Genomic DNA, 12,968 nt, shown 5'->3' with positions numbered 1-12,968 from the left:
CAATCCTTCAGAAGTGTGTGGCTAGACTCGGTCGGACCCTCCGCCAGGCCACGCCATGCTGTCGTTGCATCCCGCCGGACATCGCCGCAAGCGCGCTTCGAACCGGGCGCCGAAGATCGGTCTGGCCATCGCCGGCGGCGGTCCGCTCGGCGGCATGTACGAACTGGGTGCGCTGCGCGCACTCGACGAGGCGCTCGACGGGCTCGACCTGACCCGGCTCGACAGCTACGTCGGTATCAGCAGCGGCGCCTTTCTTGCCGCGGGGCTCGCCAACCGGCTCGACGTCGAGGAGATGTGCCGCGCCTTCATCACCGGCGACAGCGACGATCTCGAATTCCGCGCCGACGTGTTCCTGCGCCCGGCGTTCGGCGAATACGCGCGGCGCGTTGCCGGCCTGCCGCGCCTCGCCGCGGACTGGACCCGCGCCCTGCTGCCCGGCGCAACGCGTGCACCGCTGTTCGGCGGCGTGGTGCCGACCGGCGTGTTCGACAACCGGGGTGTCGAGCGTTTCCTGCGCGACGTGTTCTCGCGGCGTGGTCGCAGCAACGATTTCCGCACGCTCGAGGCCGCGCTGCATGTGGTCGCGGTGGATCTCGACAGCGGCGAGGCCGCGCTGTTCGGCCAGGGCGACCTGCGCGATGTTCCGATCTCGCAGGCGGTCCAGGCCAGCGCCGCCCTGCCCGGGCTCTATCCGCCGGTTCGCATCGGCGGGCGCCATTATGTCGATGGCGCGCTGCGACGGACGATGCATGCCTCGGTGCTGCTCGAACGCGACATCGACCTGTTGCTGGGACTCAACCCGCTGGTGCCCTACAGCGATCGCGAAGCCGCCGATGCGCCGCGTCGACGCCGGCGCCGCCCGCTCGCCGATGGCGGCCTGCCCGCGGTGCTGTCGCAGACCTTCCGCACGCTGCTGCAATCGCGCATGCAGGTGGGACTGGCGAAGTACGCGCAGCAGTATCCGGACGTCGACCAGCTGGTGTTCGAACCCGGCGACGACGCGTCCGAACTGTTCTTTCTCAATGCGTTCAGTTTCTCCACGCGCCACCGCGTCTGTGCGCTGGGCTACCGCCGCACCCTCGACGACCTGCGTGCGCGTCGCGACGTGCTGGCGCCGGTGCTGGCGGCGCATGGCATCGCCTTGCGCGAGGACATGCTTGCCGACACGGACCGCACCCTGCTCGATGGCCTGCCGCCGCGGCGCAGCCGCCGCACCGAGACCACCGCACGCCTGCATCGCGCGCTCGACGATGTCGAGCGCCTGGTCACCGCGTCACCCCGCAAGCTCCTGAAGTAGTCAACCCGGATCGCAACACGCGATTGCGCCCCTCATCCACCACCCGCCCGGAGACCCCGATGGCCACGTTCAAGAAGACCGCGAAGAAAGCCACGAAGAAGTCCGCTCCCCGCCGCAAGCCCGCCGCCGATGCCGCGAGGGGCGAGGCCCTGTCGAAGTCGATCAGTGAATCCGCGCAACAGATCTGGCTCGCGGGTGTGGGCGCATTCGGCCGCGCGCAGGCGGAGGGCTCGCGCCTGTTCGAAGGCCTGATGAAGGAAGGCGCCGGTCTGGAGAAGACCGCGCGCGAGTTCGCCAGCACCCGCGCCGGCACCATGCGCAGCGCAGTCGAGACCGGCGTAGGCCAGACCCGCGAGCGCGCCGCCGATACCTGGGACCGGCTGGAGAAGGTCTTCGAAGACCGCGTGCAGCGCGCCCTGGTCAAGCTCGGCGTGCCCGGCCGCGAAGACGTGCGCGCGCTCAGTGCCCGTGTCGACGCACTGACCGAGGCGCTGCAGCGTCGCGGCGCCAGGCCCGCCGCGAAGAAGACCGCGGCGCAGCGTGCGCCCGCGAAGAAGGCAGCGACGAAGAAGAGTGCGGCGCCGCGCAAGGCCGCCAACGGTGCCAAGCCGCCGGTGCGCAAGCGGGCCGCGAAGAAGGCCGCACCCGCAGCCTGAGCTCTCGTGCCCTCCCCCGCGGCGGGGGAGGGCCGGGCACGCCAGCAGGTGCCGCGCCGCTCGTCGCGCACTGCGCCTCCACGCCGCAGGCATCGCGCCCTCGGGTATCCTGCCGCCCCTGCCCGCGGATACGGATACCGGCATGACCACGCAGTGGATCGCCGCCATCGGAGTGGCGATCGCCATCGGTGTCGCGGCGTCGTTCTACTTCCTCACCATCCAGCGTCGTCGCGACGAGACCGCGGCCGGCATCGTCGCGCTGTCGGCGATCTCCTGGCGCGGCTTCATCGGCATGGTGCTGCAGGCGCTGCGTCGTCGCGGCTACGTGCAGGTGGTCGACCTGGAGGACGCGTCCGGCGACCGCGACTACATGCTCGAACGCGAAGGCGCGCGCTGGCTGCTGTCGTGCAAGCACGCGTCGACCTACGTGCTGGGCCGCAACGCGGTGCAGGCTTTGTCGAGCGAAGTGCTGCTCAAGAGCGCCACCGGTGGCCTGCTGGTGACGCAGGGCAAGATCGACGACGAGGCGCGGAGCGCCGCCGGCAAGCAGCGCATCGAACTGCTCGACGGCCGGACCCTGTGGCCGGAACTGCGCGATCTGATGCCGCCCGGCGAACTCGACGCCATCCGCACGAAAACCGGCCTGGCCGCGCGTCGTCGCACCCTGCTCGGCTGGCTGTTCGCGCTGCTGGCCGGCGTGGCCACCTTCCTCGCGATGCCCGAACCCGCAGCGCCGGCAAGTGCCGCCGCCACACCGGTGGCCGCCGCGCCTGCCGCGCCGGTCCGCATCGAAGCTCCGCCGCATGCGCCGATCGAAGACCAGCGCAGCGACCTGGTCCGCAGCCTCGTCACCCTGCCCGACGTCGAGCGCGCAGCCTGGGCCACCGGCTCGACCCTGCAGGTCTTCGTCAGCCGCGGTGACGACCAGGCGGTCGTCGACGCGATCTGCGCGCTGGTGCTGCGTCAGCCGGACCTGACGTCTTCGCGCCTGCAGATCACGCCGCCGCCCGGCAGCGGACAGCAGACCCGCTTCCTGCAGTGCCGGAGCTTCTGAAGCAGCGCCGGCACCGCAATCGCGTCACCAGTGCACGCCGCGCATCATCGCGGCAAACGCGATCTGTTCCTGACTGGGCGTTTCGTCGCGTAACGCCGAACGGTCGCCCCTGGCGGCGGCCGAGTCGGGGAACAGTTCGAACGCGGTGCTCATGACGATCTCGTAGGCCTTGGGCGCGACCGCGTTGACGAGGGCTGCGAAGATGCCCAGACGCGTGGTGATGCGACTGGGTTTTTCGATGATCGCCTTGACCAGCAGACCGGCCGCCTCGTCCGGCGTCAGCGTCGGCACGCTGTCGTACATCTTGGTCGGCGCGATCATCGGCGTCGCTACCAGCGGCATGTTGATCGTCGTGAAACTGATGCCCTTGCCCGACAACTCGCCCTGCGCGCAGCGGCTGAAGGCATCCAGCGCCGCCTTCGATGCCACATAGGCCGAAAAGCGCGGCGAGTTCGCCAGCACGCCGATCGAGCTGATGTTGATGATGTGGCCCTTGCGGCGTCTGGTCATCGACGGCATGAAGCCCATGATCAGGCGCAGGCTGCCGAAGTAGTTGAGCTGCATCGTCCGCTCGAAATCGTGGAAGCGGTCGTAGCTCAGTTCGATCGAACGCCGGATCGAGCGCCCGGCGTTGTTGATGAGAATGTCCACGTGACCGTGATCGGCCAGCACCTGCTGCACCAGCCGGTCGCAATCGGCGAGATCCGCCAGATCCGCCGTGTACGCGAACACCTTGCCGCCGGCTGCCTTCATCGCATCGCGCGCGGCGAACAGTTCCTCTTCGCGCCGCGCGACGATCACCGTCACCGCGCCCGCCTCGGCCACGCGCTGCGCGGTCGCCAGGCCGATGCCCGACGAGCCGCCGGTGATCACCACGACCTTGTTGCGCACCTTGCCCTTGAGCGTGCGGTCGATGAAGAGGTCCGGGTCGAGGTGGCGCTCCCAATAGTCCCACAACCGCCACGCGTAGTCCTCGAGCTTCGGCACCTCGATGCCGCTGCCGCGCAGCGCGCGCTCGGCCTCGCGGTTGTCGAAGCGCGTGGGATAGGTAATGAATTTCATCACCTGCTTCGGGATGCGGAAATCGCGCAGCAACATGCCGACGAACCGCTTCACCGGCGGCAGCGCGCCGACCGCGCCGCGGATCGACGGCGGCACGAACGCGAACATGCGCGCGTCCAGACGCATCGTCATCTCCGGCGCGTGGCCGGCGCGGCAGAACAGGTTCAGCACTTCGCCCACACGCAATGGCTCGGGGTCGGTGAGGTGGAAGGTGTGGCCGTCCAGACGCGGCTTGTGCGCGATGTGGTCCATCGCATCGGCGACGAAGTCCACCGGCACGATGTTGATGCGCCCGCCCTCGAGACCGAGCATCGGCATCCACGGCGGAAACACGTCGCGCAGCTTCTTGATGAGGGTGAAGAAGTAGTACGGCCCGTCGATCTTGTCGATCGCACCGGTCTTCGAATGCCCGACCACCATCGCCGGCCGGTAGATGCGCCATTTGATGCGCGTCTCGCGGCGCACCAGACCTTCGGATTCGTGCTTGGTACGCAGATAAGGATCGTCGAGGCCCTCGGCTTCGGCATACATGTCTTCGCGGAAGATGCCCGGGTACAGACCGGCGGCCGCGATCGAACTGGTGTGGTGGAAGCAGCCCGCCTCGATGGCCGCGGCAAGGTCGAGCGCATGCTGGGTGCCGTCGATGTTCGCGCTGCGCTGCGCTTCGAGCGACGCGGTCAGGTCATAGACCGCGGCGAGATGGAAGAAGTGCTTGACCTTGCCTTTGAGCGAGCGCAGCTGCGCGGCCGACACGCCGCAGCGTCCGGCGGTCATGTCGCCTTCGACCACGGCCAGGCGCTTGGCGTCCCAGCCGAGCTCGCGCACCAGCGCGTCGAACTTCTTCCTCGAATCCTTCCGAACCAGCACGTGGATCGTGCCCTTGCGCTTGAGCAGATTGCCCACGAGGTGACGACCGATGAAACCGGTCGCACCGGTCACGAAGTAAGCCATTCGCATCCCTCCGCGGCGCCCGCGGTGCCGGGCGTCCTCCCGCCGGCTACGGTGCCAGAGGCGTCGGCGGCCGACAATCTTCCCTCCGCCGGCGCGTGGTTGCCTTGCCGCGGCGTCGGTGCTGTGATGGCGGCCGGCTTCCTGGAGGGATGACGATGTCCGAAGTGACACAGGCGTTCGAGGCAGCGGCGCAGCGCGTGCAGGCGCTCGACGAGCGGCCCGACAACGACACGCTGCTGCGGCTCTATGCGCTCTACAAGCAGGGATCGGAAGGCGACGTGCGCGGGCCCAAGCCCGGCTTCTTCGATTTCGTCGGCACCGCCAAGTACGACGCCTGGGCGAAGCTGGCCGGGACGGAAAAGACTGCTGCGATGCAGCAGTACATCGCGCTGGTCGACAAGCTCACGGGCTGACCCACGCTCGATGGCCCGCGACACCCGGCAACGCATTCTCGATTGCGCCCTCGCGATGTTCAACGCCCAGGGCGAGCCGCGGGTGACGACGAACCACATCGCCGACGAACTCGAGATCAGCCCCGGCAATCTGTACTACCACTTCCGCAACAAGGACGACATCATCGAGCAGCTGTTCGCGGGCTACGAAGCCCGCATGGACGACGCGCTGGTGGTGCCGGACGGGCGGCTGCCGGAACTGGAAGACATCTGGCTGCAACTGCACCTGGTCTTCGAGTGCATCTGGGACTACCGCTTCCTCTACCGCGACCTGCTGGAGATCCTGAGCCGCAACCGGCGCCTGCGCGTGCGGTTCTCGCGGATCCTGCGCCGTGCCAGCGAGCGGGCACATGCGGTGATCGCGGGACTCGCGCGCGCCGGCATCCTGCGGGCGTCACCTGCGGAGATCGACGCGGCGGCGACGAATCTGATCGTCGTCGCCACCTTCTGGCTCAACTACAGCGCCACGCGTGGCGACCGTGACGAACAGGTCGCGATCCGCGAGGGCATCGTGCAGGTGATGATGCTGCTGGCACCCGCACTGCGCGATGCCGAGCGCGTGCACCTCAACGCGCTGGTCAAGGCCTATACCCACTGACGGCGCAGATGCGCCTTTGCGAGGAATCACGATGGCCAAGTCCACCTGGGCGCCCTTTCCCCACGATGCCACCGCGTTCGCCTATCCCGCCGATGCGCTGAAGAAGGCCTGGCCGCGGCTGCATGCCGGCGATGCCGAACCGTTTCCCGATGCCAGACGCGCGAAGGCACTGATCACCGCCGCCGGCAAGGCCGCGCCGAAAAGACTCGATGCCGATGACCTCGCGACCGCCCTGCAGGACGCATGGCGCGCGTTCCATGCCGGCGATTTCAAGACCGCCTTCGAGGCCGGTAGTGCGCTCGGACCGGTCGGCGCGTCGGTGGCGGTCAAGGCGCTGGGCATCCATGCCACGCATCTGGTGACGTCGGAAGCCGAACAGCTCAAGCGTTACGAACAGGCGGCCGCCCTGGCCGAGGCCGCGATCGCCGCATTGCCCGACGAAGCCAACAGCCATTACCGGCGCGCCTACGCGCTCGGCCGCTACAGCCAGGGCATCAGCATCACCAAGGCGCTCAAGCAGGGCATCGCCGGCAAGGTCCGCGATTCGCTGCACACCGCGCTGGAACTGGCACCCAAGCACGCCGAGGCGCATACCGCGCTGGCGCTGTACCACGCCGAGATCATCGACAAGATCGGCGCGATGATCGGTGGCCTGACCTATGGCGCGAAGGCGGCCGAGGCCGAATCGCACATCGCCACCGCGCTCAAGCTCACGCCCCAGTCTCCGATCGCGCACATCGAGCACGGCAATGTGCTGATGTTGCTGCACGGGGCGAAGAAGGAAGCGGCGGCTGCGGCGGCCTACGAGAAGGCCGCGAAGCTCAAGCCGGCCGATGCGATGGAAGCGCTGGACGCGGCATATGCGGCAGAGCAGATCGAGTGATGTGTCGCGAGCTGTGGCCCTTGCCGTGTGATGGCAATGCTCCAGCTCGTCACCCCAGCGAAGGCTGGGGTCCATTTTCGCGGTAAAGCTCCAGATCGAAATGGGTGACCGCCCTTCGGCTGTTGAAAAGCGCTTCCAGCTTTCGCTGGGACGACAGCACGATACGAACCGATCGACACCCCCGCTTGTCGCCAAACCATTTCGCCCGTAGAATTCGCGTCCCGATCGCGCAGCCCCTTACAGGAACGGCGCTCCGGAGACGGTCCAGGCCTTCGTGCCGGCCCTCCGAACGATCCGGGCGGTTAGCTCAGCGGTAGAGCATTGCCTTCACACGGCAAGGGTCACAGGTTCGATCCCTGTACCGCCCACCAGACACCAAGCGTGTGCGAGAAGCCGGCCCCGTGGGCCGGCTTTTTCGTCTGCACGTCGCAGCATCTGCAGCTTGCCCGTCGTTTCGATCATGACGCGTCCGATCCGCATGTCGTGAGCGGTCGTCGACGCCGTGCTTGTTGAACCCGCGTCCTGCACGCGCGCTGCACGATCCCGCGCCTACCGTGGCGCACCTTCAAGGAATCCTTCACCCGATGCGTGTCCAGGCCGGCTGCGAACTCTCGATCGAAACCGACGCTGCCAGCCCGGTCATTGCGATGCTGCGTCCGCGCGACGGACGCGCGCAGTGGCAGGTCAACGGGCGCCGCGGTTTCGCGCGCAGCCATGGGTTCGACGAGCACGTCGACGGCTTCGGCAACCGCTGCCAGCGGTTCGTGCTGCCCAAGGGGCTGACTCGCGTCCGCGTCGATGCGACCGTCGAGACCGCGCCGGACATCCGCGTCGCGCCCGACGCGCCGGCGATCGAACCGGCCCACCTGCCTGCCGACACGCTGCAGTTCCTGCTGCCCAGCCGCTATTGCCCGTCCGATCGCGGCGCGATGTGGGAACAGGCCCGCGCGATCGTCAAGGACGCCGCGCCGGGCTACGGCCAGGCCGAGGCCATCCGCCAGTGGATCGCCACGCACCTGGACTATCGCTACGGCGTCAGCAACGCCAGTACCGATGCGCAGGACACCCTGGCGCACGGCGCCGGCGTGTGTCGCGACTTCGCCCACGTCGGCATCACCCTGTGCCGAGCGCTCGACATTCCCGCGCGGATGGTCGTGGGCTGGCTGCACGACCTCAAGCCGATGGACATGCATGCCTGGTTCGAGGCGTACCTGGGCGGCACCTGGTACACCTTCGACGCGACCCAGTCGGCGCCGCGCGGCGGGCGCGTGGTGATCGCGCACGGGCGCGATGCGGCCGACGTGGCATTCCTGACCAGCTACCGGCCGCTGCGCACGCTGTCGCTGCGGGTCTGGGCGGACCTTGACGACGCGTCCCGGAATTTCGACGACGACCTCGGCCACGCGGCCTGATCCTTCCGGGACATCCCCTCGCATGCAACTGTTCAAGTGCTCGCATTGCGAGCAGGTGCTGTACTTCGAGAACACCGCGTGCCTGCGCTGCGGGCATACGCTGGGCTTCGATCCCCAGACGCTGACGCTCGAGGCGCTCGAGCTCGACCAGGGCGACTGGCTGATTCCGGCACGGCCCGGGCAGCGCTACCGCTTCTGCGCCAATGCCGACCATTCGGCCTGCAACTGGCTGCTGCCTGCAAATGATCCGCACACGCTGTGCCGCGCGTGCCGCCACAACCGCACGATTCCCGACCTCGGTGATCCGGAGCGGCTGGCCGCGTGGCAGAAGATCGAGGCAGCCAAGCGCCGCCTGTTCTACACACTGCTGCGCCTGCGCCTGCCCACGCCGGTGCCGGGCAGTGGCGATCCGCAGCCGCTGTCCTTCGATTTCCTCGCCGATCCGCCGGACGGTCCGAAGGTGATGACCGGCCACGACAACGGCCACATCACCCTCTCGCTCAACGAGGCCGACGACGCCGCACGCGAGGCGACGCGCGTGGCGATGGGCGAGCTCTACCGCACCCTGCTCGGCCACTTTCGCCACGAGGTCGGCCACTACTACTGGGACAAGCTGGTGCGCGATGCCGGCGAGGACGAGCTGGCCCGCTGCCGGGCGCTGTTCGGCGACGACCGCGAGGACTACGGCGAGGCCCTGCAGCGCTACTACGACGCAGGTGCGCCCGCCGACTGGCAGTCCGCGCACGTCAGCCCCTACGCGACAATGCACCCGTGGGAAGACTGGGCGGAAACCTGGGCGCATTACCTGCACATCGTCGACACCCTGGAGATGGCGTCCGCGTTCGGCATCCGCATCTCGCCCGACCTTGCCGACGATCCCTCGATGGAGGCGACGATCGCCTTCGATCCGCATCGCGTCGCCGACGTCCGGCGTCTGGTCGACGCCTGGCTGCCCCTGACCTGGGCGATCAACAGCCTCAACCGCGCGATGGGTCAGGCGGACGCATATCCGTTCGTGATCGCGCCGCCGGTGGTGGAGAAGATGGCCTACATCCACGGCCTGGTGCGGCGCGCCCAATCCGCCTGAGCCCGACGCGCCGCGCGTGACCGGGCGCTGCGGCTATCCGGTCTTCAAGGCGTCGTATCGCATGTCGACCTGTGCATGCGCGTCGATGGTCGCGCATTGCTCGGCAATCGCCTCGCGGTGCGCGGGCCGGTCCCAGCAACGTTGCGCGTAGCGCTGCAAGGCGTCGAAACCCTCGAGCAGGTCGAGCCTGTCGGCGATCTTCAACACCGAGGACAGCATCAGATCGGCCACCGAGAAGTCATCGCCGACCATCCACGTGCGATCGCCAAGCGCGCCCTGCAGCGCATCGAGCCGCTGGCGCGCGAAGGCGTCGACGACCGGGCGCCGTGCGGCCTGCTGGGCCTCGTCGCGCGTGAAATACGCGACCTCGGCGACGTTCATCAACGCCGGTTCGATCGAGTTCAAGGCCGCGACGAGCCAGCAGATCGCCAATGATCGCTGGCCGGGGTCCTCGGGGAGCAGACGGTTCGCGCGCATCGCGACATCGAGCACCACCGCACCGGATTCGAACAGCGTTGGCCGGCCATCTTCCTCAAGCACCGGCACCTGGCCGAAGGGCTGTGCGTGGCGGTAGTCCGGCGATTTGAGCGTCGGCGCGTCGAGCAGACGCACCTCGTAAGGCCAGCCGACTTCCCGCAGGACCCAGCGCAGGCGGTGGTCGCGCACCTGGCCGGCGGCGAACGGTGGAACCCATTTCAGGGCGGTGATCCGGATCATGGCGCGCGCCTCCCGCGGGATCGATGCGCGCAGGCTGCGCCCCGGCCACGCAGGACCGGGTGAACGGCTTGGCGCCGCCCGGATCCCGCGGGACCGCCCCGGCACCAGGACCGGGACGGCCTGCCGGCATCAGGCCTGTGCGAGGACCTGGCCGGCCTGCTTTTCCTCTTCTGTGGACTCGCGCACGTCGACGATCTCGATCGCGAAATGCAACACCTGGCCGGCCAGCGGGTGGTTGCCGTCGATCTTGACCTCGGCATCGCCGACCTCGACCACGGTCACCATCATCGAGCCACCGCCACCCTGCGCCTGGAACTGCATGCCCGGCTCGATCGCGTCGATGCCCTGGAAGGCCTCGCGCGGCACCGACTGCACCATGGCGTCGTTGCGCGGGCCGTAGCCCTCTTCGGGCTGCACGTCGACCTGCAGCGTGTCGCCGGCCTTGCGGCCTTCGAGCGCCTTCTCCAGGCCGGGCACGATGTTGCCGGCACCGTGCAGGTAAGGCAGCGGCGTGCCGCCCTGCGAGCTGTCGATGACCGCGCCCGCGTCGTCGGTGAGGGTGTAGTGGAAGGTGGCGACACGCGCAGCGGCGATCTCCATGGACTGGCTCCTTGGATTGGATAGAAAACGGGAGGGAAGCTGCAGCACACACCGGCAGACCCACGGTGCAGCAGCGATGCAGTGCACTCACGATACCGGCCGGGTCCATGCGGCGCAAACGCGGCACGTGCATCGTTCGAGGCCCGTACACTTGCGCACCCGCGACGATCGGCCGCTGTCGCCGCCGCGCCTGGTGTCCCGTTTCCGTCATGCAGATGCCCGACCACACCCCGCCACCCCCACAGATCTGGGTGGATGCCGACGCCTGTCCCGTGGTGATCCGCGACATCCTGTTCCGCGCCGCCGAACGCGCGCAGGTCCAGGTGACCCTGGTGGCCAACCAGTGGCTGCGCACGCCGGGTTCGCGCTTCATCCGTGCGCTGCAGGTCTCCGGCGGCTTCGATGTCGCCGACGATGCGATCGCCGAGCGCGCGCGACCGGGCGATCTCGTCGTCACCCAGGACATTCCGCTTGCCGCGCGTGTGGTCGAATGCGGTGCCGACGCCATCGACCCGCGCGGCGAACGCTTCACGCGCGACAACATCGCCGAGCGACTGTCGATGCGGAACTTCATGGACGAACTGCGCGGCGCCGGGGTGCAGACCGGTGGCCCGGCTGCGTTGCACACGCGCGACCGGCAGACGTTCGCCAATCAGCTGGATCGCTGGATCGCGGGGCGAAACGTGCAAAGGTAGGCGGAAAGCCCAGGCAACGTCGCCCCAGCGAACGCTGGGGCCCATTTTGATTTTTGCTCCAGGCCGAACCCCGACTTTCCGGCACGCTTGTGCATCCCATGCCCGCCCCCACGCCACGTCTTCATCCCCGCAACCGCCATCAGGGCCGCTACGAATTCACGCGCCTGACGCGTGCGTCGAAGGCGCTCAAGCCCTTCCTGCTGCGCACGCCCGCCGGCGAGACGAGCATCGATTTCGCAGACCCGCGCGCCGTGCGCGCGCTCAACCAGGCGCTGCTGAAGGCCGATTACGGGATTGCGCACTGGGACCTGCCGGACGGCTATCTGTGCCCGCCGATCCCCGGCCGCGCCGATTACATCCACGGCCTCGCCGACCTGCTCGCCGACGATCGCGACGGCGAGGTCCCGCGTGGCGCGCGCGTGCGTGCCTTCGATGTGGGCACGGGCGCGAACCTCGTCTATCCCCTGCTGGGCCACGCCGAGTACGGCTGGCGATTCACGGCCTCGGACATCGATGCGAAGGCGCTCGCAATCGCCGATGCCGTTGTGCGCGCGAACGCGCTGGAGCAGGCGATCGAGCTGCGTCGTCAGCACGTCGCAGGGCAACTGTTCCGCGGCGTCGTGAACGCCGGCGAGCGTTTCGACGTGACGCTGTGCAATCCGCCCTTCCATGCATCGGCGCGCGAAGCCGCGGCGGGCAACCGGCGCAAGCGCGGCAATCTCGCGGCGCGCGGCGCCCGCCTCCGCCCGGCACAACTTCGGCGGCCAGGCCGGCGAGCTGTGGTGTCCGGGCGGCGAAGCCCGTTTCGTCAGCCGCATGATCGGCGAAAGTGTCGACTTCGCCTCGCAGGTGCTGTGGTTCACCAGTCTGGTGTCCCGATCCGATCACCTCGCGCGCCTGCGATTCGAGCTGCGCAAGGCGGCCGCCGTCGACGTGCGCGAGGTGACCATGGCCCAGGGCGCCAAGCAGAGCCGCTTTCTCGCGTGGACGTTCCACGATGTCGACGCCCGGCGCGCGTGGTGGCACGCGGCGCCGACCGCGCAGCGCGGCAAGGCCTGACCTGCCCGCACGACGTCTGCCGCTGCGCGGACGGTCCCCGTGTGCGCAGGCTGTACCTTCCGTACGCCGCCAGGACGGACCGATGTCCGCACGCCGTTTCGCAGCACTGCTCGTCGCGCTCGGATGCATCGCGTCGCCGCTGGCCGCGCAGGTCGGCGAACAGGGCCTGACGTGGCGAGCCGGTGATCCGTTCGTCTTCTGCCGGTACGGCATGTCGCACAGCCCGCGCGCCTGGTACCCCGTGCCGGACTACGCGCGATCGACACCGCTGCCAACGCCCGGCTACTGCCCGTGGCCCACACCGTACTGCCAGTACCTGCGCGGCTGGTCGATGGAGGAAATCTTCGCCTACACCGCATATCTGCGCATCTGCCCGCAGGCCGAGCGCTCGGGACGCTGGGAAGGCGCGGGCGACGGCACGCGCGCGCCGTTCTCCCACTGAGGC

13 protein-coding genes, 1 tRNA gene and 1 pseudogene are annotated in these 12,968 nt (G+C 68.7%); 12 read left to right on the top strand and 3 right to left on the bottom strand.

Annotated elements, in window-relative coordinates; genetic code table 11:
• Positions 1-55: 55 nt before the first annotated feature.
• The 3 genes from E2F49_RS03270 to E2F49_RS03260 all read left to right on the top strand — a co-directional run bounded on the left by E2F49_RS03270 (position 56) and on the right by E2F49_RS03260 (position 3,007).
• The gene (locus E2F49_RS03270) at positions 56-1,297 is read left to right on the top strand and encodes a patatin-like phospholipase family protein (RefSeq protein WP_133392590.1); all 1,242 of its coding nucleotides are present in this window, start codon (positions 56-58) and stop codon (positions 1,295-1,297) included.
• A gap of 59 nt (positions 1,298-1,356) precedes the next feature.
• Entirely contained in the window at positions 1,357-1,953 is a 597-nt protein-coding gene (locus E2F49_RS03265) for a phasin family protein (protein WP_133392589.1), read from the top strand.
• A 142-nt stretch (positions 1,954-2,095) separates the two neighbouring features.
• The gene (locus E2F49_RS03260) at positions 2,096-3,007 is read left to right on the top strand and encodes a restriction endonuclease (RefSeq protein ID WP_133392588.1); all 912 of its coding nucleotides are present in this window, start codon (positions 2,096-2,098) and stop codon (positions 3,005-3,007) included.
• Between the two features lie 24 nt (positions 3,008-3,031).
• Here the strand turns inward: E2F49_RS03260 and E2F49_RS03255 are convergent, their stop codons facing one another.
• The gene (locus E2F49_RS03255; RefSeq protein ID WP_133392587.1) at positions 3,032-5,020 is read right to left on the bottom strand and encodes an SDR family oxidoreductase; all 1,989 of its coding nucleotides are present in this window, start codon (positions 5,018-5,020) and stop codon (positions 3,032-3,034) included.
• Positions 5,021-5,175: 155 nt separating this feature from the next.
• Between E2F49_RS03255 and E2F49_RS03250 the strand changes: the two genes are divergently transcribed.
• The 6 genes from E2F49_RS03250 (at position 5,176) to E2F49_RS03225 (ending at position 9,452) form a co-directional block, all read left to right on the top strand.
• Positions 5,176-5,433 carry an acyl-CoA-binding protein gene (locus tag E2F49_RS03250; RefSeq protein ID WP_133392586.1) on the top strand — a complete coding sequence of 86 codons (258 nt, stop codon included), beginning with the start codon at positions 5,176-5,178 and terminating at the stop codon, positions 5,431-5,433.
• A 10-nt stretch (positions 5,434-5,443) separates the two neighbouring features.
• A complete protein-coding gene (locus E2F49_RS03245) occupies positions 5,444-6,070 on the top strand; it encodes a TetR/AcrR family transcriptional regulator (RefSeq protein WP_133392585.1) in 627 nt (208 codons plus the stop codon).
• A gap of 31 nt (positions 6,071-6,101) precedes the next feature.
• A complete protein-coding gene (locus tag E2F49_RS03240; protein ID WP_133392584.1) occupies positions 6,102-6,953 on the top strand; it encodes a tetratricopeptide repeat protein in 852 nt (283 codons plus the stop codon).
• Positions 6,954-7,249: 296 nt separating this feature from the next.
• Positions 7,250-7,324, top strand: a tRNA-Val gene (locus E2F49_RS03235).
• A 213-nt stretch (positions 7,325-7,537) separates the two neighbouring features.
• Complete coding sequence (locus tag E2F49_RS03230) at positions 7,538-8,365, top strand: transglutaminase domain-containing protein (protein WP_133392583.1); 828 nt, start codon at positions 7,538-7,540, stop codon at positions 8,363-8,365.
• 22 nt (positions 8,366-8,387) lie between these two features.
• Positions 8,388-9,452 carry a zinc-binding metallopeptidase family protein gene (locus tag E2F49_RS03225; protein WP_133392582.1) on the top strand — a complete coding sequence of 355 codons (1,065 nt, stop codon included), beginning with the start codon at positions 8,388-8,390 and terminating at the stop codon, positions 9,450-9,452.
• Between the two features lie 33 nt (positions 9,453-9,485).
• Here the strand turns inward: E2F49_RS03225 and E2F49_RS03220 are convergent, their stop codons facing one another.
• Together E2F49_RS03220 and E2F49_RS03215 are read right to left on the bottom strand one after the other, a co-directional pair.
• Positions 9,486-10,169, bottom strand: a complete 684-nt coding sequence (locus tag E2F49_RS03220) for a glutathione S-transferase family protein (RefSeq protein ID WP_133392581.1) — start codon at positions 10,167-10,169, stop codon at positions 9,486-9,488.
• A 129-nt stretch (positions 10,170-10,298) separates the two neighbouring features.
• Positions 10,299-10,769: an FKBP-type peptidyl-prolyl cis-trans isomerase gene (locus tag E2F49_RS03215; protein WP_133392580.1), complete on the bottom strand. Its 471-nt coding sequence runs from the start codon at positions 10,767-10,769 to the stop codon at positions 10,299-10,301.
• 215 nt (positions 10,770-10,984) lie between these two features.
• On the opposite strand from E2F49_RS03215, the gene E2F49_RS03210 reads away from it, so the two are divergent.
• The 3 genes and pseudogenes from E2F49_RS03210 to E2F49_RS16305 all read left to right on the top strand — a co-directional run bounded on the left by E2F49_RS03210 (position 10,985) and on the right by E2F49_RS16305 (position 12,965).
• A complete protein-coding gene (locus E2F49_RS03210; RefSeq protein ID WP_133393431.1) occupies positions 10,985-11,464 on the top strand; it encodes a YaiI/YqxD family protein in 480 nt (159 codons plus the stop codon).
• 98 nt (positions 11,465-11,562) lie between these two features.
• Positions 11,563-12,523: pseudogene (gene rlmF / locus E2F49_RS16775) on the top strand (23S rRNA (adenine(1618)-N(6))-methyltransferase RlmF).
• 82 nt (positions 12,524-12,605) lie between these two features.
• Positions 12,606-12,965: a hypothetical protein gene (locus tag E2F49_RS16305; protein WP_165971106.1), complete on the top strand. Its 360-nt coding sequence runs from the start codon at positions 12,606-12,608 to the stop codon at positions 12,963-12,965.
• The last annotated feature ends 3 nt before the right edge of the window (positions 12,966-12,968 follow it).

It is taken from the genome of Luteimonas terrae (assembly GCF_004358165.1).
GTDB classification, from domain to species: Bacteria; Pseudomonadota; Gammaproteobacteria; order Xanthomonadales; family Xanthomonadaceae; genus Luteimonas; species Luteimonas terrae.
Note: the sequence above shows the minus strand (reverse complement) of the source record. Positions and strands in the feature narration are given on the sequence as shown.

Excerpts from the sequence above, each read along its gene's own strand:
- E2F49_RS03245 (WP_133392585.1), top strand. The coding sequence starts at position 5,444 with ATGGCCCGCGACACCCGGCAACGCATTCTCGATTGCGCCCTCGCGATG.
- E2F49_RS03250 (WP_133392586.1), top strand. The coding sequence starts at position 5,176 with ATGTCCGAAGTGACACAGGCGTTCGAGGCAGCGGCGCAGCGCGTGCAG.
- E2F49_RS03255 (WP_133392587.1), bottom strand. The coding sequence starts at position 5,020 with ATGGCTTACTTCGTGACCGGTGCGACCGGTTTCATCGGTCGTCACCTC.
- E2F49_RS03220 (WP_133392581.1), bottom strand. The coding sequence starts at position 10,169 with ATGATCCGGATCACCGCCCTGAAATGGGTTCCACCGTTCGCCGCCGGC.
- E2F49_RS03260 (WP_133392588.1), top strand. The coding sequence starts at position 2,096 with ATGACCACGCAGTGGATCGCCGCCATCGGAGTGGCGATCGCCATCGGT.
- E2F49_RS03230 (WP_133392583.1), top strand. The coding sequence starts at position 7,538 with ATGCGTGTCCAGGCCGGCTGCGAACTCTCGATCGAAACCGACGCTGCC.
- E2F49_RS03265 (WP_133392589.1), top strand. The coding sequence starts at position 1,357 with ATGGCCACGTTCAAGAAGACCGCGAAGAAAGCCACGAAGAAGTCCGCT.
- E2F49_RS03215 (WP_133392580.1), bottom strand. The coding sequence starts at position 10,769 with ATGGAGATCGCCGCTGCGCGTGTCGCCACCTTCCACTACACCCTCACC.
- E2F49_RS03240 (WP_133392584.1), top strand. The coding sequence starts at position 6,102 with ATGGCCAAGTCCACCTGGGCGCCCTTTCCCCACGATGCCACCGCGTTC.
- E2F49_RS16305 (WP_165971106.1), top strand. The coding sequence starts at position 12,606 with ATGTCCGCACGCCGTTTCGCAGCACTGCTCGTCGCGCTCGGATGCATC.
- E2F49_RS03225 (WP_133392582.1), top strand. The coding sequence starts at position 8,388 with ATGCAACTGTTCAAGTGCTCGCATTGCGAGCAGGTGCTGTACTTCGAG.
- E2F49_RS03270 (WP_133392590.1), top strand. The coding sequence starts at position 56 with ATGCTGTCGTTGCATCCCGCCGGACATCGCCGCAAGCGCGCTTCGAAC.
- E2F49_RS03210 (WP_133393431.1), top strand. The coding sequence starts at position 10,985 with ATGCCCGACCACACCCCGCCACCCCCACAGATCTGGGTGGATGCCGAC.